Source organism: Variovorax sp. GW821-FHT09D04, assembly GCF_059416405.1.
This window is the reverse complement of sequence record NZ_JBWKPA010000004.1, coordinates 349,547-370,414: the sequence shown is the minus strand read 5'-3', so window position 1 is coordinate 370,414 and position 20,868 is coordinate 349,547. Positions and strand designations below refer to the sequence as shown.

Here is a 20,868-nt window from a genome sequence, read left to right as displayed (position 1 = left end):
GGGCGGGGCGGAGTGTACCGGGTCGGAAGGGCCTCTTTGGAACGGCACGGGCCGGATGCGTTGCAACAGACCCCATGGCAGGCTGCCGTCGTCCGTATTTTCAGCTTTCGATCACAAAGGTTGGGACGGGAGAAAAAACACGCTATAATCGAAAGCTGTGCGGCTGTAGCTCAGTTGGATAGAGTACTTGGCTACGAACCAAGGGGTCGTGGGTTCAATTCCTGCCAGCCGCACCACTCTTCAAGGGTTAGCTCGTTTTTCGAGCTAACCCTTTTTCTTTGGCCGGTCATTGCGGCGTGCCCGCATCAAGGACGTGCCGGCCGTGCGTCCTTCCAGAGGCCGGCCCGCTTGGCCTTCGCTTCTTCCTCCGCAAATTCGTACTGCCCGCGCTCCTGGGGCGACAGGCGCTGCGCCTGCGCGGGCTGCCAGCGTGCCAATCCGACGGTCAGCAATGCCAAGCCTGCGTCGAGCGTCCTCGGGCCATTGGGGGCTGAATCCGGCGTGACCATCACGCGGCAGACGCGTTCGTGGGCGTGGGATGTGGGATCGTCGCAGTCGACGTCTGCCGGCTTCAGGCGAACCATGTCGTGCATCCTCTGCCGGGCCTGCTCGGCGAAGGGCTGCCCCGGCTTCGGCGCCTCGATGCCCTGCAGGCGCACGCGGCGCCACGCATCGGCGCTGGCTGCGTCGCCGCAGCGGGCGGTCATGGTGTCGCCGCTGTGGATGCTCACGACGAAGCAGGTCTGCGTCCTGGCGCGGGTGTCGAAGGGAAGAAAGCCCAGTACGGCAGCAAAGACCGCGAGAGCGTACAAATGAAGCCCCGCCGAGGCATGGCGACGGCAGGGGAAATGTCCGGTGGCGATCACGGGGGCTCCTGTCTCCTGGGCATGGAGGTTGCGGCAAACTCACCGGCTTGTAGGGCGCGGCAAGGGCGCCCAGTATTTCCGATTTGAAGGGCTCTGCATTGAACAAGGCATTCACCAAGGAGTCGGACGCCGATGCGGACGACGACGATGACGGCGCAGGCGGCGCCGCACCCGCGCTGCCGGCGGGCAGCAAGAACTACATCACGCCCGAGGGCTACGCGCGCCTGCGCGACGAACTGCTGCAGTTGATGGACGAGGAGCGCCCCAAGGTCGTCGAGGCCGTGCACTGGGCCGCGAAGAACGGCGACCGCTCCGAGAACGGCGACTACCTCTACGGCAAGAAGCGTCTGCGCGAGATCGACCGGCGCATCCGCTTCCTCGGCAAGCGGCTCGAGATCGCGGAGATCACCGACCCGTCGGTGCACCACGGGCGCGACCAGGTCTTCTTCGGCGCCACCGTCCGCTATGTCGACGAGACCGGCGAGGAGCGCAGCGTCACCATCCTCGGCATCGACGAGGCCGAGAGCGCCAAGTCGGAAGTCAGCTGGATTTCCCCGATCGCACGCGCGCTGCTCAAGGCGCGCGAAGGCGATGTGGTGAAGCTCGTGACGCCCGGCGGGGCGCACGAGGTGGAGATCCTGTCGGTGAGCTACCCGGCGCCACGCACGCCGGCGAACTGACGGGCGAGCGAACTCAGGGCGCCGGAATCGTCCGCGCCGCGGTCAGCACCGATGCGGTCCGGCGCGCAGCGCGCAGCACGGCATCGAGGTGCGTGCGGTCGCGCACCGCGATCACGAAGCGCAGGTCGGTCGAATCCTGCGGGGTCTCGTCGGCCATTTCCACGTGCGTGATGTCGGCCTCGGCGTCGGCCAGCGTGGCCGCCACGCGGGCCAGCACGCCCTTGTCGTTGCGCACGGTGATGACCACGCCGGTCTCGAAGGCACGCGTGGGCTCGTCGGCCCATTCGACTGCGAAGAAGCGCTCGCTGTCCTTGTTGCGCAGGCGCTGGCCGACGCCGCAGTCGTCGGTGTGCACCACCAGCCCTTCGCCGTGCCCGAGGTAACCGACGATCTGGTCGCCGGGAATGGGTCGGCAGCACTGCGCAAAGCGCACGGAAGAGTTCTCGCTGCCGTCGAGCGTCACCGCGCCTTGCGACACGGCCTCGTGCGAGGTGAAGCGCTCGCGGCTCAGGAGGAGGGCGTCGGGGCGCTCGCCGATCTCGGCCAGCAGCGCCATGAGCCGCTTGGCGACGATGCTCGCGATGCGCTTGCCCAGGCCGATGTCGGTCAGCAGCTCGGCGCGGGTGCGGTTGCCGGTGAAGCGCAGTAGCTTTTCCCACAGCGCCTGGTGTTCGTCGTCTTCCTCGGGCAGTTTGCCCAGGCCTTCGGCGCGCAGCGCCTGCGCCAGCAGTTTCTCGCCCAGGCCTTCGGACTCGGCATGCGCCAGCGTCTTCAGGTAGTGGCGGATCTTGGAGCGTGCCCGGCCGGTGCGCACGAAGCCCAGCCACGCGGGGTTGGGTGTGGACACGGGCGCGGTGATCACTTCGACCACATCACCGTTCTTCAGCTCGGTGCGCAGCGGCACCTGGTCGCCGTTGATGCGCGCGGCCGAGGTGTGGTCGCCGATGTTGCTGTGGATGGCATACGCGAAGTCGACCACCGTGGCGCCGCGCGGCAGCGCCATGATCTGGCTCTTGGGCGTGAAGACGTAGACGGCGTCGGGGAACAGGTCGACCTTGACGTGGTCCCAGAACTCGGCGGCGTCGCGTGTCTCGTCCTGGATGTCGAGCAGCGACTGCAGCCACTTGGTGCCCAGGCGGTCGTTGCTCGCGGCGTTGGGCTCGGCGGCCTTGTAAAGCCAGTGCGCCGCCACGCCCGATTCGGCCACGACGTGCATGGCCTCGGTGCGCAGCTGGAACTCCACGCTCACGCCGGCAGGGCCCACCAGCGTAGTGTGCAGCGACTGGTAGCCGTTGAGCTTGGCGATCGCGATGTGGTCCTTGAACTTGCCCGGCAGCGGCTTGTACATCTGGTGCAGGATGCCCAGGCCGGTGTAGCAGGCGATCACGTTCGGCACGATGAGCCGGAAGCCGTAGATGTCGGTGACCTGCGCGAAGCTCAGGTGCTTTTCTTCCATCTTGCGGTAGATGGAATAGAGCGTTTTCTCGCGGCCCGCGATGCGCAGCGTCATGCTGGCGGCGGAGAAGGCCGTCTCGACCTCTTTCTGCACCTTCTGGATCAGGTCGCGTCGTCGTCCGCGGGCCTTGGCGACGGCCTTGGCCAGCGTGGCGTAGCGCCAGGGCTTGAGGTGGCGGAACGACAGGTCCTGCAGCTCGCGGTAGGTCTGGTTCAGGCCCAGCCGGTGCGCGATGGGGGCGTAGATCTCGAGCGTTTCACGCGAGATGCGGGCCCACTTCTCGCGCGGCGCATCGGCCAGCGTGCGCATGTTGTGCGTGCGGTCGGCCAGCTTGACCAGGATGACGCGCACGTCGCGCGCCATGGCCAGCAGCATCTTGCGGAAGGACTCGGCCTGGTTTTCTTCGCGTGTGTTGAACTGCAGCTTGTCGAGCTTGGTGAGCCCGTCGACCAGCTCGGCAACCGGGGCGCCGAAGCGCTCGATGAGTTCCGGCTTGGTGACCCCGCAGTCTTCGATGGCGTCGTGCAGCAGCGCGGCCATGAGCGCCTGGGCGTCGAGCTTCCATTCGGCGCACTGCGCCGCCACGGCGATGGGGTGGGTGATGTACGGCTCGCCGCTGTTGCGCAGCTGCCCGAGGTGGGCTTCGTCGGCAAAGCGGTAGGCCCGGCGCACCAGCTCGGTGTCTTCGGGGCTCAGGTAGTCGAGGCGGGCCGTCAGCGCGGCAAAACTCGCGGCGGCCGCGTTCAGCGCCGCCGGACTCGGTTTCGGCGTGGGGGACGTAGGTTTGGCGACCGCGCTCATGGCTACCACTTTAGCGTGACCGCTCTGTGGGCGCGTCCAGACGTAAAAAAAGCACCGCAATGCGGTGCCTTTTCGTTGCAGGGCTGCGTCAGAAGATCAGCCCGGCACTTTCTTGAGCATTTCGATGCCGATCTTGCCTTCGGCGATTTCGCGCAGGGCCGTGACGGCGGGCTTGTTCTTGCTCTCGATCTTGGGGGCGTGGCCTTGGCTCAGCATGCGCGCACGGTACGTGGCGGCGAGAACGAGCTGGAAACGGTTCGGGATCTGAACGAGACAATCTTCGACGGTGATGCGGGCCATGATGAATTCTTTCGGTCGGTGAGCGGGGATTTCAAGGGATGTTCAGTGCGGCGAACGTATCGGCACGGGCTCTGCGCTGTGCGGAATACCGCAGCCGCTGCGCGTGGACGATCGCCTTGAGATCGAAAAGCGCGCGCTCAAATAACTCGTTGATTATAACGAAATCGAATTTCCCGGCCTGGGCCATCTCTTCGGCCGCGTTCTTCAGGCGCAGTTCGATCACCGCCGCGCTGTCCTCGCCGCGCCGTTCCAGGCGGGAGCGCAGCTCTTCCCAGCTGGGCGGGAGGATGAAGATCATGACTGCGTTGGCAAAGGTCTTGCGGATCTGCAGCGCGCCCTGGAAGTCGATTTCGAGGATCACGTCGGTGCCCAGCGCCACCCGCTCCTCGACCGCCTTCTTCGACGTGCCGTAGCGGTGGCCGTGCACGTGGGCCCATTCGACGAAGCCGTCGGCTGCGATGAGGGCGTCGAACTCGCTCGGGGAGGCGAAAAAGTACTCCCGGCCGTGCTTTTCCTGCCCGCGGGGGGGGCGCGTGGTGTGGGACACCGAGGGTTGAACGGCCGAGTCGAGCTCCATGAGCGCCTTGACCAGGCTCGATTTGCCAGCGCCGCTGGGCGCGGCGACCACGAAGATATTGCCGGGGTAGTCCATGGGGAGGCTCGTCGTCATTCGATGTTCTGCACCTGCTCGCGCATCTGTTCGATGAGGACCTTCATGTCCACGCCGATGCGCGTGAGTTCCAGGGCTGCCGACTTGGAGCCCAGGGTGTTGGCTTCGCGGTGCAGTTCCTGGATCAGGAAATCCAGCCGCTTGCCGATCTCGCCGCCCTTCTTGAGCAGCCGCTCGATCTCGTCGAGGTGCGAATTCAGCCGCGTGAGCTCTTCCGCCACGTCGATGCGGATCGCGAAGGCGGTGGCCTCGGTCAGGGCGCGGTCCTGGGCGGCTTCGGGCAGCGTGCCGCCCGTGCCGGCGGTCAGGCCCATGGCCTCCTGCCAGCGCTCCAGGAAGCGGTTGCGCTGCTGTTCGACCAGCTGCGGCACCAGCGGGCCAGCCTGCTGCACCAGGGTGCGCAGCTGCGCCAGGTGCGCTTCGAGCATCTTGGCCAGCCGGGCGCCTTCGCGCTGGCGGGCGGAGATCAGGGCTTCCAGGGCCTTGCCTGCCACGTCGAGCAGGTCGGGGCCCCAGTCGCCGCGCGTGGCGCCGTCGCTGCCGGCCAGGCGCAGCACGTCGGCAACGCTCAGCTCGCGGGCGTCGGGCAGCCAGGCACGGATGCCGTCCTGCACGCCGTTCAGCCGCTGAAGCAGCTTGACGGAGGGCTCGACCACGCCCGCCTGGGACGTGTTCTCGATGGCCGCGCGCACCTCGACCTTGCCGCGCTTGAGCTTGCCCGTGAGCAGCTCGCGCAGCGCGGTCTCATGCTGGCGCAGCTCCTCGGGGAGCTTGAAGGTGAGGTCGAGAAAGCGGCTGTTGACCGAGCGGATTTCGACCCCGAGTCGGCCCGCGGCGGAGGGCCGTGCATCGGCTTCGGAGTGGCTGCCTGCGGGGCCGTTCTGGCCGCTGGCGTAGCCGGTCATGCTGTAAACTGGCATTGCGCCTCACTGTGGTTTTGCTTGCAAGCACCGAGGCGTCGGTACAGCGTTCGCTTGCCGCACCATCGCCTTCGGGCGAAACTCCCGGATTATGTCAAAGGTCAAGCCTACGCCCCTGTTGCCCGATACGGTCATTGGCGGATATCGCGTTGTTCGCCGGCTTTCCGCGGGCGGTTTCGGCGTGGTCTACCTCGCCATCGACCCGAACGGCCAGCAGGTCGCCGTCAAGGAATACCTGCCTTCGTCGCTCGCCACGCGGGGCCCCGGCGAGCTGGCGCCGCAGGTGCCGCCCGAGAAGCTGTCGCTGTACCGCCTGGGGCTCAAGAGCTTCTTCGAAGAAGGCCGCTCGCTCGCGCAGATTTCGCATGCCTCGGTGGTCAGCGTGCTCAATTTCTTCCGCGAAAACGAGACCGTCTACATGGTCATGAACTACCTGGAGGGCGCGACCCTGCAGGATTTCGTGGTCACGGCACGCGACCTGAAGCGGCAGAAGGTGTTCCGCGAATCGACCATCCGTTCGCTGTTCGACGAAATCCTGCGCGGCCTGCGCATCGTCCACCAGTACAAGATGCTGCACCTGGACATCAAGCCCGCCAACATCTTCGTCACCGACGACGACCGCGCCGTGCTGATCGACTTCGGCGCCGCGCGCGAAGTGCTCAGCAAGGAGGGCATCTTCATCCGCCCCATGTACACGCCCGGCTTCGCCGCCCCCGAGATGTACCGGCGCGATTCGTCGATGGGCCCCTGGACCGACATCTACGCCATCGGCGCCTGCATTTACGCCTGCATGCAGGGCTATCCGCCCAACGACGCACCCCGTCGCATCGAGAAAGACCGCCTGAGCCTGTCGCTCTCGCGCCTGCGCGGTGTGTATTCCGACAACCTCATCGAGGTGGTCGAGTGGTGCATGTCGCTCGATCCGCTCTCGCGTCCGCAGTCGGTGTTTGCGCTGCAAAAAGAACTCAGCCGCGAAGGCGAGCGCCGCTACACCAAGCTCACGGTCGGCGAAAAGGTGCGCCTGTCGATCGACAACATCCGCTCCTTCGACAAGAAGAGCCTGCCGCGCGCCGCCGCGCCCACCACCCGTCCGGCCTGATCGACATGAAGTTCTCCGTGTTTCAGGTCAGCCGCAAGGGCGGCCGTCTCAAGAACGAAGACCGCATGGGCTACTGCTACACGCGGGAGTCGGGTCTGTTCGTGCTCGCCGACGGCATGGGCGGCCACCCTGAAGGCGAGGTGGCGGCCCAGCTGGCGCTGCAGACCATCGCCGCGCTGTACCAGCGCGAGGCCCGCCCCACCGTGAAGGACGTGAAGGCCTTCCTGGCCGAGTCGGCCATGTCGGCGCACCAGCAGATCATGCGGTACGCCAGCCACAAGGCGATGCTCGACACGCCCCGCACCACCGTGGTCGCGGCCGTGCTGCAGAACGCCACCGCCACCTGGCTGCATTGCGGTGACTCGCGCCTGTACGTCGTGCGCGACGGCCGCCTGCTGACCCGCACGCGCGACCACTCGCACGCCGAGCGCCCCAAGCCCCACGGTGCCACCGATGCGCCCGTCAACCGCAACCTGCTGCTGACCTGCCTGGGCTCGCCCACCACGCCGCTGTTCGACGTGTCGGCACCGCTGCCGCTGCAGCGCGGCGACCGCCTCATGCTGTGCTCCGACGGCGTCTGGGGCGTGCTCGACGACGCCGTCATCGTGCACACCCTGTCGTCCGGCAAGCCCGTGTCCGATGCCGCGCCCGACCTCGCCGAAATGGCGCTGCGCAAGGGCGGCGCCCACAGTGACAACGTGACGCTGATCGCGCTCGAGTGGGAAATGCCCGAGACGCCCGGCGACGACCGCGGCGTGTCCACCGAAACCATCGACGACGGCGTGTTCGCCTCGACCATCCAGGCCGGCATGCCGTCCGACAGCGAGATCGACGACCTCGACGAAGACGCCATCGAGCGCTCCATCGCCGAGATCAACGAAGCCATTCGCCGCTCTGCCGCCCGCAAGACCTGATCTCCTGATCGGGTCTCGCGGTTTTTCTTTTTCTTTTTCGGTTTCCTCCAGACACATGACTGCTTTCACACGAAGCGGCGGCCGCGCCGCCGACCAGCTGCGCCCCGTGCGCATCACCCGCGGCTTCACCATCCATGCCGAGGGCTCCGTGCTCATCGAGTTCGGCCAGACCCGCGTGCTGTGCACCGCCTCGGTCGAAGAAAAAGTGCCGCCGCACAAGAAGGGCAGCGGCGAAGGCTGGGTGACGGCCGAATACGGCATGCTGCCGCGCGCCACCCACACCCGCAGCAGCCGCGAAGCCGCCAAGGGCAAGCAGACCGGTCGCACGCAGGAAATCCAACGCCTCATCGGCCGCTCGATGCGCGCTGTGTTCGACCTCGCCGCGCTCGGCGAACGCACCATCCACCTCGACTGCGACGTGCTGCAGGCCGACGGCGGCACGCGCACCGCGGCCATCACCGGCGCCTTCGTGGCCGCACAGGACGCCGTCGACAAGCTGCTGGCCTCCGGCGCGCTCAAGACCTCGCCCATCAAGGGCCACGTGGCCGCCATCTCGGTGGGCATCGTCGACGGCACGCCGCTGCTCGACCTCGAGTACACCGAAGACTCGGCCTGCGACACCGACATGAACGTCGTCATGACCGGCGCCGGCCACTTCGTCGAAGTGCAGGGCACGGCCGAAGGCGTGGCCTTCACGCGCGACGAAATGAACCTGCTGCTCGGCCTGGCCGAGAAGGGCATCGGTGAACTCGTGAGCCTGCAGCAGCAGGCCCTGCTTTCGAACTGAACGACCGACGACCACAACCACTAGCTACTGGCGCCCGTTCATTCATCGGGCATCACAGCCATCTTTGACTTTCCATGAAACTGGTTCTGGCTTCCAACAACGCGGGCAAGCTCGCCGAACTCCAGCAGCTGTTTGCCGAGCTGTCCGTCACCCTGGTGCCGCAGTCGGCACTCGGCGTGGGCGAGGCTGAAGAACCCTTCCGCACCTTCGTCGAGAACGCGCTCACCAAGGCGCGCCACGCCAGCGCCGCCACCGGCCTGCCGGCCATCGCCGACGACGCCGGCCTGTGCGTCGACGCCTTCGGCGGCCTGCCGGGGGTCGACACCGCGTACTACGCCACGCAGTTCGGCTACGCCAAGGGCGACGCCAACAACGTGAAGGCGCTGCTCGAACAGCTCGACGGCGTGGTCAACCGCCGCGCCGCGCTCGTCAGCACGCTCGTCGCGCTGCGTCGCCACGACGACCCCGAGCCGCTCATTGCCGTCGGCCGCGTGGTTGGCGAGATCGCAAGCGCGCCCATCGGCGACAACGGCTTCGGCTTCGACCCCGTCATGTTCCTGCCGACCTTCGGCAAGACCTTCGCCCAGCTGCCGCCCGACGTGAAGAACGCCAACAGCCACCGCGGCCGCGCCGCGCAGGCCATGCTCGCCCTGATGCGCGAGCGCTGGTTCTGACCCATGGCCACCGTCTTCCCGATCCAGCCCGCCCAAGCCGGCGGCGCCCCCCAGGCCAATGACGTGCTGCACTGGATGCGCCCCGGCCCGTTGCAACTTGCCGCGCTGCCGCCGCTGTCGCTGTACATCCACCTGCCGTGGTGCCTGCGCAAGTGCCCCTATTGCGACTTCAACTCGCACGAGTGGCGCGCCACCAGTGAGGCCGACATCGACGGCCTTCCCGAAGCCGCCTACATCGACGCGCTGATCGCCGACCTCGACGCCGCGCTGCCGTTGATCTGGGGTCGCACCGTCCACACCATCTTCATCGGCGGCGGCACGCCCAGCCTGTTCTCGCCGCAGGCCATCGACCGGTTGCTCGGCGACGTGCGCGCGCGCCTCAAACTCGCGCCCGAGTGCGAGATCACGCTCGAGGCCAACCCCGGCACCTTCGAGCGCAACCGCTTCCGCGCCTACCGCGCGGCCGGCGTCACGCGCCTGTCGGTGGGCGTGCAGAGCTTCAACGACGAACACCTGACGGCGCTGGGCCGCGTCCACGACCGCGCGCAGGCCATCGCCGCGGTGGAAGAAGCCGCGAGCGCCTTCGACACGTTCAACCTCGATTTGATGTACGCCCTGCCGGGCCAGACCATGGAAGGCCTCGACGCCGATCTGACCCAGGCCCTGGCGCTCGCGCCGCCGCACATCTCGATCTACCACCTCACCATCGAGCCCAACACCTGGTTCGCCAAGTTCCCGCCCACGCTGCCCGAGGACGACATCGCCTACGCCATGCTCGACCGCATCACCGAGCGCACGGGTGCGAGCGGCATGTCGCGCTACGAGGTCTCGGCCTATGCGCGCGACGGGCACCAGTGCGCGCACAACCTCAACTACTGGCAGTTCGGCGACTACCTCGGCATCGGCGCCGGCGCGCACAGCAAGCTGAGCTTTGCGCACCGCATCGTGCGGCAGGTGCGCTATCGCGAACCGCGCCTCTACATGGAGAACGCACGCGCCGGTGCGGCCGTGTCGCAGAGCGACGAAGTGGCACTGGCCGACCTGCCGTTCGAGTTCATGCTCAACGCGCTGCGACTGAAGCAGGGCTTCACGCTGCCCCAGTTCAGCGAGCGCACGGGCCTGGCGATGACGTCGATCCAGCGCGGCCTGGAAGAGGCCGAACGCAAGGGGCTCGTCGCGCGCGACCTGTTCCGCGTGTGGCCCACCGAGCGCGGACTCGACTTCCTGAGCGACCTGCAGACGCTGTTCCTGCCCGACGACGAGTAAGGCCGCGCCGTCAGCTTAAAATCGACGGTTCCGGAGAGTTGGGTGAGTGGTTTAAACCAGCAGTCTTGAAAACTGCCGACGTGAAAGCGTCCGTGAGTTCGAATCTCACACTCTCCGCCAAGAATCAGTCTGAGCAAGTTTCAAGAAGTCCCGCGCAGTCCATGCGACGGGACTTTTTCGTTGGAAGAGGCGTCGCTTTGAGTCCGATGCTATCGGCCGCGGACTGCCCCTAGCCAGGTGCCAAACATGGCATTAGTCGTGGTATTTCCGAGCCAATGCCGTGGACCCTCACAGTTAAAGCTGCAAACCGCGCGAAAAGGCCTACAGGCTGACCGACGCGGCCGGCCTATATTTGTTCGCCTCTACGGCTAGCGCGAAGAGCTGGCGAACGAACGAACGACACCGTCGGCGGAAAGCAAAAGACGAAGACCTACGGCCAGTATCCTGCGGTGAACTTGGCAGATGCTCGAAAGGCTCACGCGCCTGCTCGTGAGAGACCGCCGGCCGCAGCCATGGCGCCGATCTTCGAGGCGGTAACGCGACTGGCTCAAGGCGAAGCTGCCGACCCTCTCCAATGGGAAGCACCAGATTCAGATGGAGAACACCTTAGAGCGCGATGCGTTCCCGGAGCTCGGGTCGCGGCCTATCAATGCCATACCGCGTTCGGAGTTGGTCACGTTGATGCGCGCCATTGATGGCGACGAAGACTCGGCGACTCGATTCGGCCTGCTGTTCCTAGCTGACACCTTCGTTCGTGTTGACGAACTGCGCGGGATGCTGTGGGGCGAGCTGAAAGAAAAGGGGATGGTGTGGGGGCCGGAGGTGCGCATGAAAAAAAGAGGGGCGCTAAGGGATCATGCAACTGGTGTTCAAGAGATACTCATGCTTCCATATTGCAGAGCGCACACAAATGTTCTATCAAGTACAAATCGAGACGAATGAAAAAGTCGGCAAGGCAGGAAAGTTTAGGCAGCTCTTTGAACTAGACAAGAATGATCTCAAGGATATTGAAGAGCGAGTTGTCGCTCCCTTTATCCGCGGCGATGATTTCCAGTTTGACGGTTACTTTCTTACCAAGAAGGAGGTCAAGCGTCTTGCAATCAAATCGACAGAGAAAACAACGGCCGAGCTGTCGAGTTTTGAGAATCAAAATATGCCTCGCGGCGTCATCATGTTCATATCGCCGAGTGACATAGTCAGCTACAAGAAGCATACAAAGGACATTACAAACGAGGTCTTTGACCGAGTGAAGGCCTCGATGGTCAGTGCTTCGGCGGCACCCGTGCCAGATAAAGCAGCCTCGAAGCTGGATCGCTCAAAGGTCTTTATCGTTCATGGGCGCGATGATTTGGCGAAGGTTTCTGCAGCTAGATTTATTGAAAGGCTTGGTCTGTCTGCGATCATCCTGCATGAGCAAGTTAGCGCAGGACAGACGATCATCGAGAAAATTGAAGAGCACACGAACGTAGGATTTGCTCTTATTCTGTACACGCCTTGCGACACTGGAAGCTTGGTTGGTGAGTCTCCAAGGCCGCGCGCAAGGCAAAACGTTGTGTTTGAACATGGCTACTTGGTCGCAAAGCTAGGACGACAAAACGTCTGCGCGCTAGTCAGGAATGGCGTGGAGGTCCCGAATGACATGAGCGGTGTCGTCTACGTTTCCCTCGACGATCATGGAGCTTGGCAAATCGCTATTGCGAAAGAATTGCGAGCCGCCGGCTTCATGATTGATATGAACAAAGTCGTGTAGGACAGCGACGAGCGGCCGCAGTGCCTTTGTCCCGAGGGGGATTCGGATCCAAGTCGGCTCTGTTGCAACTCTTTTAGCCGTCCTCCCATTTTCCAATGACCGTCCCCAACGTGCGGAGCGATTCGCGGATGGGTTCATTTGACGGATCTAGTGGCTGGAGCCGCCGTGGGTCATCTTCGCGAACGGGTGTCGATCTGGTCACCGCACGCTCGTTGGGCGATGCATTCACCGATGCTTGCCCCATCTACAACACCTTGAGACGGGGCGGGCCGATCGCGGCGACCGTCGCACTTCGCTGAGGAATCCTGATGAAAATCGAAGCTGCGATGCGGCCCGATTTTTTCGTACAGGGGGCTGGCGCGGCTGTCCGCCGAGCTCGGCGCCGCGTCGAAGCTACCTCCCCGACCCATACCGCCGCACCAGAATGCGCGTCCCACTCGCAGCCTCAAACTGCTGCCAAACCAGCACCGCATCCCCCACTTCATTCATCGCCAGATCAGGCGCCGCAGCAATTTCGTCCGTGCCCTCCTGAGCCACCGGCGTCCCCCAGCCATCCGCCAGCGTGTGCCGAGTCGCATAGAGATCGCTCGTCCCCACCCCATTGCCCTGCGCCCACGCCACCAGCGCATTGGTCGCATCGTCCACGCCTAATGCAGGCAAGCTCGCCAACGCCTGTGAAGCCGCTGCCCGCACCACACGGTCCGCGCCGAAAGCCGCCCCCGGTGCCGACGTCGCCGCCATGAGCGCGTTGTCCAGCCGCCCCCAGCTCACGACCGCCGCGCCCGCTGCATTCATGCGCAGCACGGGCGTGCTCAGCAATGCCTGCGTGGCGACGAACGGTGCACCCACCCGCGCGGTGCTGCTCTGCCACGCACCCGCCGAGAAGCGCTTGAACCACACGGCGCTCTCCCACTGGTTGCTACCGCCGGGCAGGTCGGCCTGGCCCCAGGCGAGCAGGGCGTTGCCGGCGGCGTCGATCGCCAGGTCGTGGGCACCGATCGAGTGGCCGGTGCCGGTGTCGGGCACGAGTTCGGTGGCCGTGGTCCAGGTGCCGCTTGCGTTGGCGCGGTTGGTCCAGAGCGAGGCGCTGCTGCCGTCGGAGCGCTTCCACACGGCGACCGATTCGCCCGCCCCCGCGACCACGACGGCTGGGTCGCCGTCGACGCTGCCGACGACCTCGTTGGTCTCGATGAGGGCGGCGGTGCCCCAGCCGCTGGCCGGGGTGTAGCGGTTGGCGTAGATGCTGAAGCGCGTGCTCGGCCCGATCTGCGACCACACGGCGACGGCGTTGCCGTTGGCGTCGATGCCCACGCTGGCGTTGCCGACGATGCCGGTGCCGGTTTCCAGCAGCGCGGGGCTGCCCCAGCCGCCCGCGGGGTCGACGGGCAGCGCCCACAGGTCGTAGCCGGTCACGGAGCTCAGCTGGGTCCACAGCACGACGGCGCGGCCGCTGGGCTTGTCGATGGCGATGCGGATGTCGCGCACGCCGCCGGCGTTGGCCTCGAGGCGCTGCGGCGCGGTCCAGCCGCTGCCGGGCAGGTAGCGGCTGCCCCACAGGCGGTCCACCTGCGGGTTGCCTTCGATCTGGCGCCACACGACCAGCGCGCGCCCCTGCGCATCGATCGCGGTCTTCGGCAGGCTGGCGCCGCCGGCCGACAGCGCCGACGCATCGCCCCAGCCGATCACCGGCGGTGCGGCGACGAAGGTGGCCGTCACGCCGAGCGCTGCGTCCATCCGCACGGTGCAGGTGCCGGCGTTGCCGCTGCATGCGCCGCCCCAACTGCCGAGCACCTGTCCTGCGGCCGGTGTGGCTGCGAGGACGACCTCGGTGCCCGCGTTGAAATCCGCACTGCAGCGGTCGGTGCAGTCGATGCCCGCGGGCTGCGATCCGACGCGGCCGTTGCCGGTGATGCCGACCTCCAGGCGATGGGTCACTGCCGCCGGCGGGGGCGCGGGCGGGAAGATGCCCAGCGGCGGCAGCGCGCCGCCGCCCGATCCCCCGCCACCACCGCCACAGGCCGCCAACAGGGCCAGCGCGCCTGTCCACACCATCCACCGTCCGTAGCTGCTCGTTTTCGTCATCTCCGTGTTCCTCCTCGTCCGCTGGCGCCGGGGCCCGGCGCCTTCTGTGCTTGTTCGTTCAAGAGGGCCGGATCGTAGGGACGGCCCCGCGTGCGGCCCATAGCACCTTCGGGCACCTGCCCTAAGGTGCTATGGGCTGGCGCAAGGTGTCCCGATAGGCTCCTTGCATGACCTCTTCACGAACGCGCCTGTGCTCGCCTTTGCTTCTCATCGCTGCCGCTCTGGCAGGCGGATGCGCTTCGCATGCCGTGACCGACGACGCCATCGTCACGAGCACCTCGCGTGCGTTGGGCCTGCCGCCGCAGGCCTTCACGATCTCGAATCGGGCCGACAGCGGCGTGCAGACGACCTTCCAGGCCCGCACCGACGGCGGGCGGGTCTACAGCTGCTACGTGGAGGGTTCGGTGTCGGTGGTGGGCCGGGTGGTCAGCGACGCCATCTGCCAGGAGATGCGCCAGAGCGACGCCCCCGCGTCCGCACGCCGCTCCGCCACGCGGCCGACGACCGCACCTGCGCCGGCCTGCAATGCGCTGCTGCGCGCCGCCGGCCGTTGCAACTGAGGCTTCGCGAAAGCCGGTGCGGCACCGATGCGCCGGCGTGGACAACAATGGCGCCCTACGAGGAGAGGGCGCGGGCCGGGCCCGCACCCGAGGATCACGGCACCATGAAACTCCTGCTTGTCGACGATCACCCGCTGTTCGGAGTCGGCTTTGCGCATGCGCTGACGCACGCCCGCCCCGAGTTCGAAGTGCAGACCGCGCTCTCGCTGGCCGAGGGCGTGGCGCGCGCCTCGCAGTGTGCGCCCGACATCGTGCTGATCGACTACCGCCTGGGCGGTGAAGACGGCCTCGAAGGCCTGCGCCTCTTCGGTGCCCGGCATCCGCTCGTGTCGCGACTGATGATCTCGGGCGACGAAGAGCCGGCACTCGCCGCACGCGCACGCGCCGCGGGTGCGGCCGGCTTCATCGGCAAGTCGCGCTCGGTGGCACACATCGCGGCGGCGCTGGACGAGGTGGCCGCGGGTGGCGAGTCTTTCGACGTGTTGACCTCGCGCACCGGCCTGCCGGTCGCGAGCCTCACGCCGCGTCAGCTCGAAGTGCTGCTGCTGGTGGCGCAAGGCCGCCAGAACAAGCAGATCGCCGCCGAGTTGGCGATCGCGGAGCGCACGGTCAAGCTCCACATCACGGCGCTGCTCGACACGATGGACGCGCGCAACCGCACCCACCTGCTGGTCCAGGCGCGGCGCGCAGGGCTGCTGCTGGAGCCGCGATGAAGCCTTCGGTGCCTGCCGACCTCGCATCGCCGCTGAAAGCGCCGCCTGTCCTCAGTGTTCCCGGTGTGCACGGCCGCATCGCCGCATGCCTGCGCTTCTCGGACCTCCAGCTGCAGCAGGTCGAGCAGATGATCCGCACCACGCCCTGGGCGTGGATGTTGGCCGCGCTCGGCGGGTACCTGTGCTACCGCGAATACGCGACGGGCGTGGACGGCGCGCGCATGCAGGCGTGGTTCGCCGTTTACTGCTTTCTCGTGGCCGTGCGGGGCGGCATCTGGGTGGCATGGGCGCTGCGGCCCGGCCTTCGATCGAACCTCGCGGCGATGGCGCTGCCCCTCATGGCCAGCAGCCAGAGCCTCGCCTTGTCGTGGGGCGTCTTGTGCGTCCTGCTGCAGAACGACGGGCCGGCGCAGGCCGAGGCCATCCTTCACATCACGATGGTCACCGTCTCGCTCGGTGGGGCGATCCGGCTCTCGACGATGGAGCGGTCGGCCATCGTCTATGTGGGTCTCATCCTCGGCCCGCTGGTGCTGCGCGACATCTGGTTCGGCGGCAGCTACCACCTGGCCATGGCAATGATCGTGACGCTCATCGGCGTCTACACGCTGCTGAGTTCCCGGGAGCTCTCGCGCGCGCTGCACGAGATTCAGACGCAGCGTCGGCGCAATGCCGAACTGGTGACCGCGCTGAGCGCCGAAAACGAGCGCAGCCGCTCGGCCCGCCAGACTGCCGAGGAAGCCGTCGCGGCGCGCATGCGCTTCTTCGCTTCGGCCAACCACGACTTGCGCCAGCCGCTCAACGCGATGGCGCTGCTGGCGCAGACGCTGCACACGGTCAGCACGCAACCGCAGGTGCAGGCGCTCTCGGAGCAGCTGGTGGCCTGCGCCGACGGCGTGACCGACGTGGTGGACGACCTGCTCGACATCACGCGCGCCGATGCCGGATCGATCAGCCCGCAGTGGTCGCGCTTCGCCATCGACGAGTTGCTGCGCGACTGCTGCCGGCCGCACCAGGCCGTGGCCGCGGCCAAGGGGCTGACGTTCGAGCTGGCCATCGACCCCGCCACCGTCCGCAGCGACCGCGCCTTGCTCACGCGTGTCGTCACCAACCTGCTGGCGAACGCCATCCGCTACACGCGCAAGGGCTCGGTGCGGATCGGCGGCCGGGTCGACAACGGCCGGCTGCGGCTGGCCATCGAAGACACGGGCATCGGCATCGCGCCCGAGCATTTGCCGCACATCTTCGACGAGTTCTATCAAATCGATAACCCCGCGCGCGACCGCCGCCTGGGCTACGGCCTGGGCCTTGCGACCGTGAAGCGATTGAGCGAACTGCTCGACCTGCGCGTGACCGTGCGCTCGCAGCCGGGGCAGGGCAGCGTGTTCGACGTGCAGGTGCCGTTGGCCGATGCGGCCGAGAGCGATCGGGCGGACGATGCCGAACGGCTCGCCGCGTCACCGACCGCCGCATTGGCCGCGCGCGTGCTCGTGCTCGACGACGACCAGAGTTCGTTGCAGGCGCTGCAAGGGCTGCTGGCCTCCTGGGGCGCGGAGGTCCGCGCCGCGAGCGACATGGCGGGTGCGCTGGGCTGCCTGCAGGCGGGCTTCCGGCCCGATGCGCTGGTGGTGGACCTGCGGCTCGGCCTGCAGGCGAGCGGCCTCCAGGCCATCGCGGACCTGCGCCTTGCGTTGAACGAAGTCGACCTGCCCGCGTTGATCGTGACCGGCGACGTCGGAGGCGATTCGCTGGCCGCGGCACGCGAGGCCGGCCTGCCGGTGCTCGTCAAGCCGGTGCGGCCTTCGCAGCTTCGCGCCTTCCTGGGCCATGCGCAGGCGTGGAGGCGGACTGGCGTCTCGAGCGAGTAGCTGAAAGCCCCGGGGCAACTCGCTTCGCGCCGGGTCTCATCCTCCCCATCCATTGCCCCGCCCGGTCAAGGCGCGGCGTGTGCGGTGGCGCGGGAAAACACCGAGAGCGCGTTCGTTGACTGGCCCACCCGCAATCCCTAAAGTTCATCCATATGATCAATTGAGCAGTTGAAGATCAAATGTTCACAAAATACACGACATGGACCCCGAACTGAGTCTTTCCATCCGCGCCGCATGGCTGGCCTACGTGGGCGGCCACACGCAGGAGCAGATCGCCGAGCGCCTCGGCGTGTCGCGCGTCAAGGTGCAGCGGCTGATCGCCTCGGCCATGCAGAGCGGGTTGATCAAGTTCTTCGTGGAAGGTGTGCCTGCCGAGTGCATGGCGCTCGAAGACAAGCTGGTGGAAGCCTTCGGCCTGAAGCGCTGCGTGGTCGTCCCGACCACCCAGGCCGACCTGGACGATGCGACCGATGCGATCCCCGCGCTGGCAGTGGCTGCCGCACGCCAGCTGACCCGTGTCCTCGACGCCGGCGAGGTGCGCACCATCGGTGTGGGCCACGGTCGCACGCTGGCCGCGATGGTCGAGCGGATGCCCGCGGCGAATCGCAAGGACACGCGCTTCATCTCGCTCCTGGGCAGCCTGACGCGCCGCTCCGCCGCCAACCCGTTCGACCTGATTGCCAAGCTGGCCGAACGCACGGGTGGCGAGTGCTACTTCATGCCGGTGCCGTTCCTGGCCGACAGCCGGGCCGACGCGCAGGTGCTGCGCGCCCAGCGTGGCGTGCAGCACGTGCTCGAGCTCGTGCGCGAGTGCCAGCTGTGCGTCGTCGGTGTCGGCGACCTGGGGCCGGACACCCATCTGCTGCGCACCCAGTCGGTCACGGCCAAGGAGCTGGCGGCACTGCGCAAGGCGGGGGCGGTGGGCGAACTCGCCGGCTGTTTCGTGGCGTCGAACGGCGAACCGGTGAAGTGCGAGATGAACGAACGCGCGGTCGGTGCGTCGCTGGACGACCTGCGCGGGCGCGACGTGCTCGCGGTGGCCGGCGGCACGTACAAGGCCGAGGCGATCTGCGCGGTGCTCAACACCGGCCTGATCACCGAACTCATCGTCGACGAGGCGACCGCGCAGCTGTGCCTGCGCCATCAGGCCGGTCAGCGCCGCTGACCGGGCCGCCATCTTCCGGCCGTCGGAGTCGGTGCCCGTAGAGCGCCAACGTCGACCGGAACACACAGGTTCAAGAAGATCAACAGGGAGGAGGTTCGCATGGGCGCCCAGCTCGAAATTTCCGCGCGCAGACCGTTCCGTCTGCGGACGTCGGTCTGCGTGTGGACGGCGGTGCTCCTGTTGCTGTTCGTGGCGATGGCGCTGGACACCAAGGCGGTCCGCATCGGCTCCAGCGAAGACGCGCGGGTCGACGCGTTCTCGGCCGAGGCCTACGGCAAGAAGGCATTCGCACCCATTCGGGCCCTGATCGAAAAGGCTGCCGTCGACGCCCCGGTGCTGGCGCAGGCCCTCGCAGCGGACAAGGCGGCCGCGGGCGACATGTACGGCAAGCCCGGAAGCGTCGGGCCGATCTTCCCGGTCCGGTTCACCGGGACCGTCGGCGAGGGCCGTGCGGGCATCTTCACGGTGGCGGTCGACGGCCTGCCGCAGGGGCTGCAGCTTCGCGTGCAGACCGGGCCGGCCCTCAACGGCACCGAGATGCGCGACGCCACGGGCACGGTGGCCTTCGGCCAGTTCACCAACCAGATCGACTACCAGGACGCGGGCTCGGCACTGAACAACGAGGTCAAGGCGCAGGTGCTCGGCACGCTCGACCGCGACACGCTCACCGGCAAGAAGGTCGACGTCGTCGGTGTGTTCCAGTTCATCAATCCGTCGAGCTGGCTCGTCACGCCCGTGCGGCTGGGCGTGCAATGAGCGCCGCTGGCATCGCCCGTCCTCCCGACAGCGCGATCGTGCTGTCGGCGCGGAACATCGCCAAGTCGTACGGCAGCGTGCAGGCGCTCAAGGGCGTGAACTTCGACATCCACCGCGGGCAGGTCACGACGCTGTTCGGTGAAAACGGCGCCGGCAAGTCCACGCTGATGAAGATCCTCTCGGGCGTGGTCACGCCCACGTCGGGCGACATCGTGCTCGATGGCGTGCCGGTCGTCCTGGCGTCGGCCGCGGACGCACGCGAACGCGGCATCTCGATCATCCACCAGGAGCTGAGCCTGGCACCGAACCTCTCGGTGCGCGACAACGTCTTCATGGGCCGCGAGCTGCGCGGCGCCACCGGTGTCGACTTTGCCGAAGAGGCGAGGCGCACGCGGGCGCTGATGGCGGAACTCGAGGAAGCGATCGATCCGTTGACCTTGGTCGAAGACCTGCGCCTCGGGCAGCAGCAGATCGTCGAGATCGCGCGTGCGCTGTCGGTCAACAGCCGCATCCTGATCATGGACGAGCCCACGTCGGCGCTCTCGGCGGCGGAGGTGAAAGCGCTGTTCAAGGTGATCCGCGACCTCACGGCGCGAGGGGTGTCCATCGTCTACATCTCGCACCACCTGGAGGAGGCGCTGCAGATCACCGACCACGCGGTGGTGCTGCGCGACGGTGCCATGACCGCCAGGGCGCCGCGCGCCGAGATCGATCTTGAGTGGATCGTGCGCCACATGGTCGGCGAGAACTTCGATCTCGGCAGCCCACCTGGCGGCTACGACTTCGGCGAAGTCGCGCTGGCCATCGAGGACGCCGTCCTCACCGAAAGCTCCGGCGCCGACGTCGTCGACCATGTGTCGCTCGACGTGCGGGCGGGCGAAATCGTCTGCATCTACGGGTTGATGGGCGCGGGGCGCACCGAGTTGCTGGAGGCCGTGGCCGGCCGGTGCGCACTCGACGGCGGGCGCGTGCTGCTCGAAGGACAGGACGTGTCGAGGCTGAGCATCGCGCAGCGCATCGCCAAGGGCCTGGCGCTGGTGCCCGAAGACCGCCAGCGCGACGGCCTCGTGCAGACGATGACCGTCGGCCAGAACCTCTCGCTGGCCAGCATCGGCGCCTTCGTTCGCGGGTGCTTCACATCGCCGGCCCGGGAACGTGCATGCGTCGACGAATCGATCCGGCGCGTCACCGTCAAGACCCGCGGCGGCCAGGCGGCCATCGGATCGCTGTCGGGCGGCAACCAGCAGAAGGTGGTCATCGGAAAGATGCTCGCCACGCACCCGAAGGTCCTGCTGCTCGATGAGCCGAGTCGGGGAATCGACGTCGGCGCCAAGGCCGAGGTGTTCCGCCTGCTCGCCGAGCGCGCGCGGCAGGGCCTCGCGGTCGTGTTCTCGACCTCGGAGGTGAGCGAATGCCTGGGTGTCGCGCACCGGATCGTCGTCATGCGACGGGGACGGATCTCGGCCCAGTTCGGCGCCGACGCCACCAAAGAAATGATCATGGCCGCCTCGGGCGAAGCCATGGTTGCCTGAATGAAGCCCTTC

At 67.0% G+C, this 20,868-nt stretch carries 19 protein-coding genes, 2 tRNA genes and 1 pseudogene; 16 read left to right on the top strand and 6 right to left on the bottom strand.

Annotation, left to right across the window (positions count from 1 at the left end; translation table 11 throughout):
• Nucleotides 1-159 precede the first annotated feature (159 nt).
• A tRNA-Arg gene (locus AC07O4_RS16040) sits at nucleotides 160-236 on the top strand.
• 69 nt (nucleotides 237-305) lie between these two features.
• Here the strand turns inward: AC07O4_RS16040 and AC07O4_RS16035 are convergent.
• A complete protein-coding gene (locus AC07O4_RS16035) occupies nucleotides 306-866 on the bottom strand; it encodes a thermonuclease family protein (RefSeq protein ID WP_495274588.1) in 561 nt (186 codons plus the stop codon).
• A gap of 98 nt (nucleotides 867-964) precedes the next feature.
• Here AC07O4_RS16035 and greB point away from each other — a divergent pair, with 98 nt between their 5' ends.
• Nucleotides 965-1,546, top strand: a complete 582-nt coding sequence (gene greB / locus AC07O4_RS16030) for a transcription elongation factor GreB (protein WP_307587260.1) — start codon at nucleotides 965-967, stop codon at nucleotides 1,544-1,546.
• Nucleotides 1,547-1,559: 13 nt separating this feature from the next.
• On the opposite strand, the gene AC07O4_RS16025 is transcribed toward greB, so the two are convergent.
• The 4 genes from AC07O4_RS16025 to AC07O4_RS16010 all read right to left on the bottom strand — a co-directional run bounded on the left by AC07O4_RS16025 (nucleotide 1,560) and on the right by AC07O4_RS16010 (nucleotide 5,693).
• Nucleotides 1,560-3,803, bottom strand: coding sequence for a RelA/SpoT family protein (locus AC07O4_RS16025; protein ID WP_495305083.1), 2,244 nt, complete (start codon nucleotides 3,801-3,803; stop codon nucleotides 1,560-1,562).
• A 96-nt stretch (nucleotides 3,804-3,899) separates the two neighbouring features.
• A complete protein-coding gene (gene rpoZ, locus AC07O4_RS16020; RefSeq protein WP_013543330.1) occupies nucleotides 3,900-4,103 on the bottom strand; it encodes a DNA-directed RNA polymerase subunit omega in 204 nt (67 codons plus the stop codon).
• A gap of 31 nt (nucleotides 4,104-4,134) precedes the next feature.
• A complete protein-coding gene (gene gmk, locus AC07O4_RS16015) occupies nucleotides 4,135-4,755 on the bottom strand; it encodes a guanylate kinase (protein ID WP_062476362.1) in 621 nt (206 codons plus the stop codon).
• Between the two features lie 14 nt (nucleotides 4,756-4,769).
• Entirely contained in the window at nucleotides 4,770-5,693 is a 924-nt protein-coding gene (locus AC07O4_RS16010) for a YicC/YloC family endoribonuclease (protein WP_495305082.1), read from the bottom strand.
• A 91-nt stretch (nucleotides 5,694-5,784) separates the two neighbouring features.
• Between AC07O4_RS16010 and AC07O4_RS16005 the strand changes: the two genes are divergently transcribed.
• The 8 genes and pseudogenes from AC07O4_RS16005 (at nucleotide 5,785) to AC07O4_RS15970 (ending at nucleotide 12,183) form a co-directional block, all read left to right on the top strand.
• Nucleotides 5,785-6,792, top strand: coding sequence for a serine/threonine protein kinase (locus AC07O4_RS16005; protein WP_056573330.1), 1,008 nt, complete (start codon nucleotides 5,785-5,787; stop codon nucleotides 6,790-6,792).
• Nucleotides 6,793-6,797: 5 nt separating this feature from the next.
• Nucleotides 6,798-7,706, top strand: coding sequence for a PP2C family protein-serine/threonine phosphatase (locus AC07O4_RS16000; RefSeq protein ID WP_062476311.1), 909 nt, complete (start codon nucleotides 6,798-6,800; stop codon nucleotides 7,704-7,706).
• A gap of 55 nt (nucleotides 7,707-7,761) precedes the next feature.
• Nucleotides 7,762-8,493 (top strand): ribonuclease PH, encoded by a 732-nt coding sequence (gene rph, locus AC07O4_RS15995; protein WP_492697481.1) that lies wholly within the window; start codon nucleotides 7,762-7,764, stop codon nucleotides 8,491-8,493.
• A 74-nt stretch (nucleotides 8,494-8,567) separates the two neighbouring features.
• Nucleotides 8,568-9,167: a non-canonical purine NTP pyrophosphatase gene (locus AC07O4_RS15990; RefSeq protein ID WP_495305081.1), complete on the top strand. Its 600-nt coding sequence runs from the start codon at nucleotides 8,568-8,570 to the stop codon at nucleotides 9,165-9,167.
• A gap of 3 nt (nucleotides 9,168-9,170) precedes the next feature.
• The gene (gene hemW, locus AC07O4_RS15985) at nucleotides 9,171-10,433 is read left to right on the top strand and encodes a radical SAM family heme chaperone HemW (protein ID WP_495305080.1); all 1,263 of its coding nucleotides are present in this window, start codon (nucleotides 9,171-9,173) and stop codon (nucleotides 10,431-10,433) included.
• Nucleotides 10,434-10,465: 32 nt separating this feature from the next.
• Nucleotides 10,466-10,553, top strand: a tRNA-Ser gene (locus AC07O4_RS15980).
• Between the two features lie 429 nt (nucleotides 10,554-10,982).
• A pseudogene (locus tag AC07O4_RS15975) lies at nucleotides 10,983-11,375 on the top strand (phage integrase central domain-containing protein); the annotation flags it as partial.
• Entirely contained in the window at nucleotides 11,344-12,183 is an 840-nt protein-coding gene (locus tag AC07O4_RS15970; protein WP_495305079.1) for a TIR domain-containing protein, read from the top strand. The pseudogene AC07O4_RS15975 and the gene AC07O4_RS15970, both read left to right, overlap by 32 nt.
• A 393-nt stretch (nucleotides 12,184-12,576) precedes the next feature.
• Here the strand turns inward: AC07O4_RS15970 and AC07O4_RS15965 are convergent, their stop codons facing one another.
• The gene (locus AC07O4_RS15965) at nucleotides 12,577-14,265 is read right to left on the bottom strand and encodes an InlB B-repeat-containing protein (protein WP_495305078.1); all 1,689 of its coding nucleotides are present in this window, start codon (nucleotides 14,263-14,265) and stop codon (nucleotides 12,577-12,579) included.
• A gap of 248 nt (nucleotides 14,266-14,513) precedes the next feature.
• On the opposite strand from AC07O4_RS15965, the gene AC07O4_RS15960 reads away from it, so the two are divergent.
• From AC07O4_RS15960 to AC07O4_RS15935, 6 genes are all read left to right on the top strand, one after another.
• A complete protein-coding gene (locus AC07O4_RS15960; protein ID WP_495268505.1) occupies nucleotides 14,514-14,825 on the top strand; it encodes a hypothetical protein in 312 nt (103 codons plus the stop codon).
• A gap of 104 nt (nucleotides 14,826-14,929) precedes the next feature.
• The gene (locus AC07O4_RS15955) at nucleotides 14,930-15,538 is read left to right on the top strand and encodes a response regulator transcription factor (protein ID WP_495305077.1); all 609 of its coding nucleotides are present in this window, start codon (nucleotides 14,930-14,932) and stop codon (nucleotides 15,536-15,538) included.
• Nucleotides 15,535-17,403: an ATP-binding response regulator gene (locus AC07O4_RS15950; protein ID WP_495305076.1), complete on the top strand. Its 1,869-nt coding sequence runs from the start codon at nucleotides 15,535-15,537 to the stop codon at nucleotides 17,401-17,403. Before AC07O4_RS15955 ends, AC07O4_RS15950 begins: the two co-directional genes overlap by 4 nt.
• Nucleotides 17,404-17,602: 199 nt before the next feature.
• Nucleotides 17,603-18,568, top strand: a complete 966-nt coding sequence (locus AC07O4_RS15945) for a sugar-binding transcriptional regulator (RefSeq protein ID WP_070062041.1) — start codon at nucleotides 17,603-17,605, stop codon at nucleotides 18,566-18,568.
• Nucleotides 18,569-18,667: 99 nt separating this feature from the next.
• A complete protein-coding gene (locus AC07O4_RS15940) occupies nucleotides 18,668-19,324 on the top strand; it encodes a DUF2291 family protein (protein WP_495305075.1) in 657 nt (218 codons plus the stop codon).
• Entirely contained in the window at nucleotides 19,321-20,856 is a 1,536-nt protein-coding gene (locus AC07O4_RS15935; RefSeq protein ID WP_495305074.1) for a sugar ABC transporter ATP-binding protein, read from the top strand. The genes AC07O4_RS15940 and AC07O4_RS15935 overlap by 4 nt, the downstream gene beginning before the upstream one ends.
• Nucleotides 20,857-20,868 lie beyond the last annotated feature (12 nt).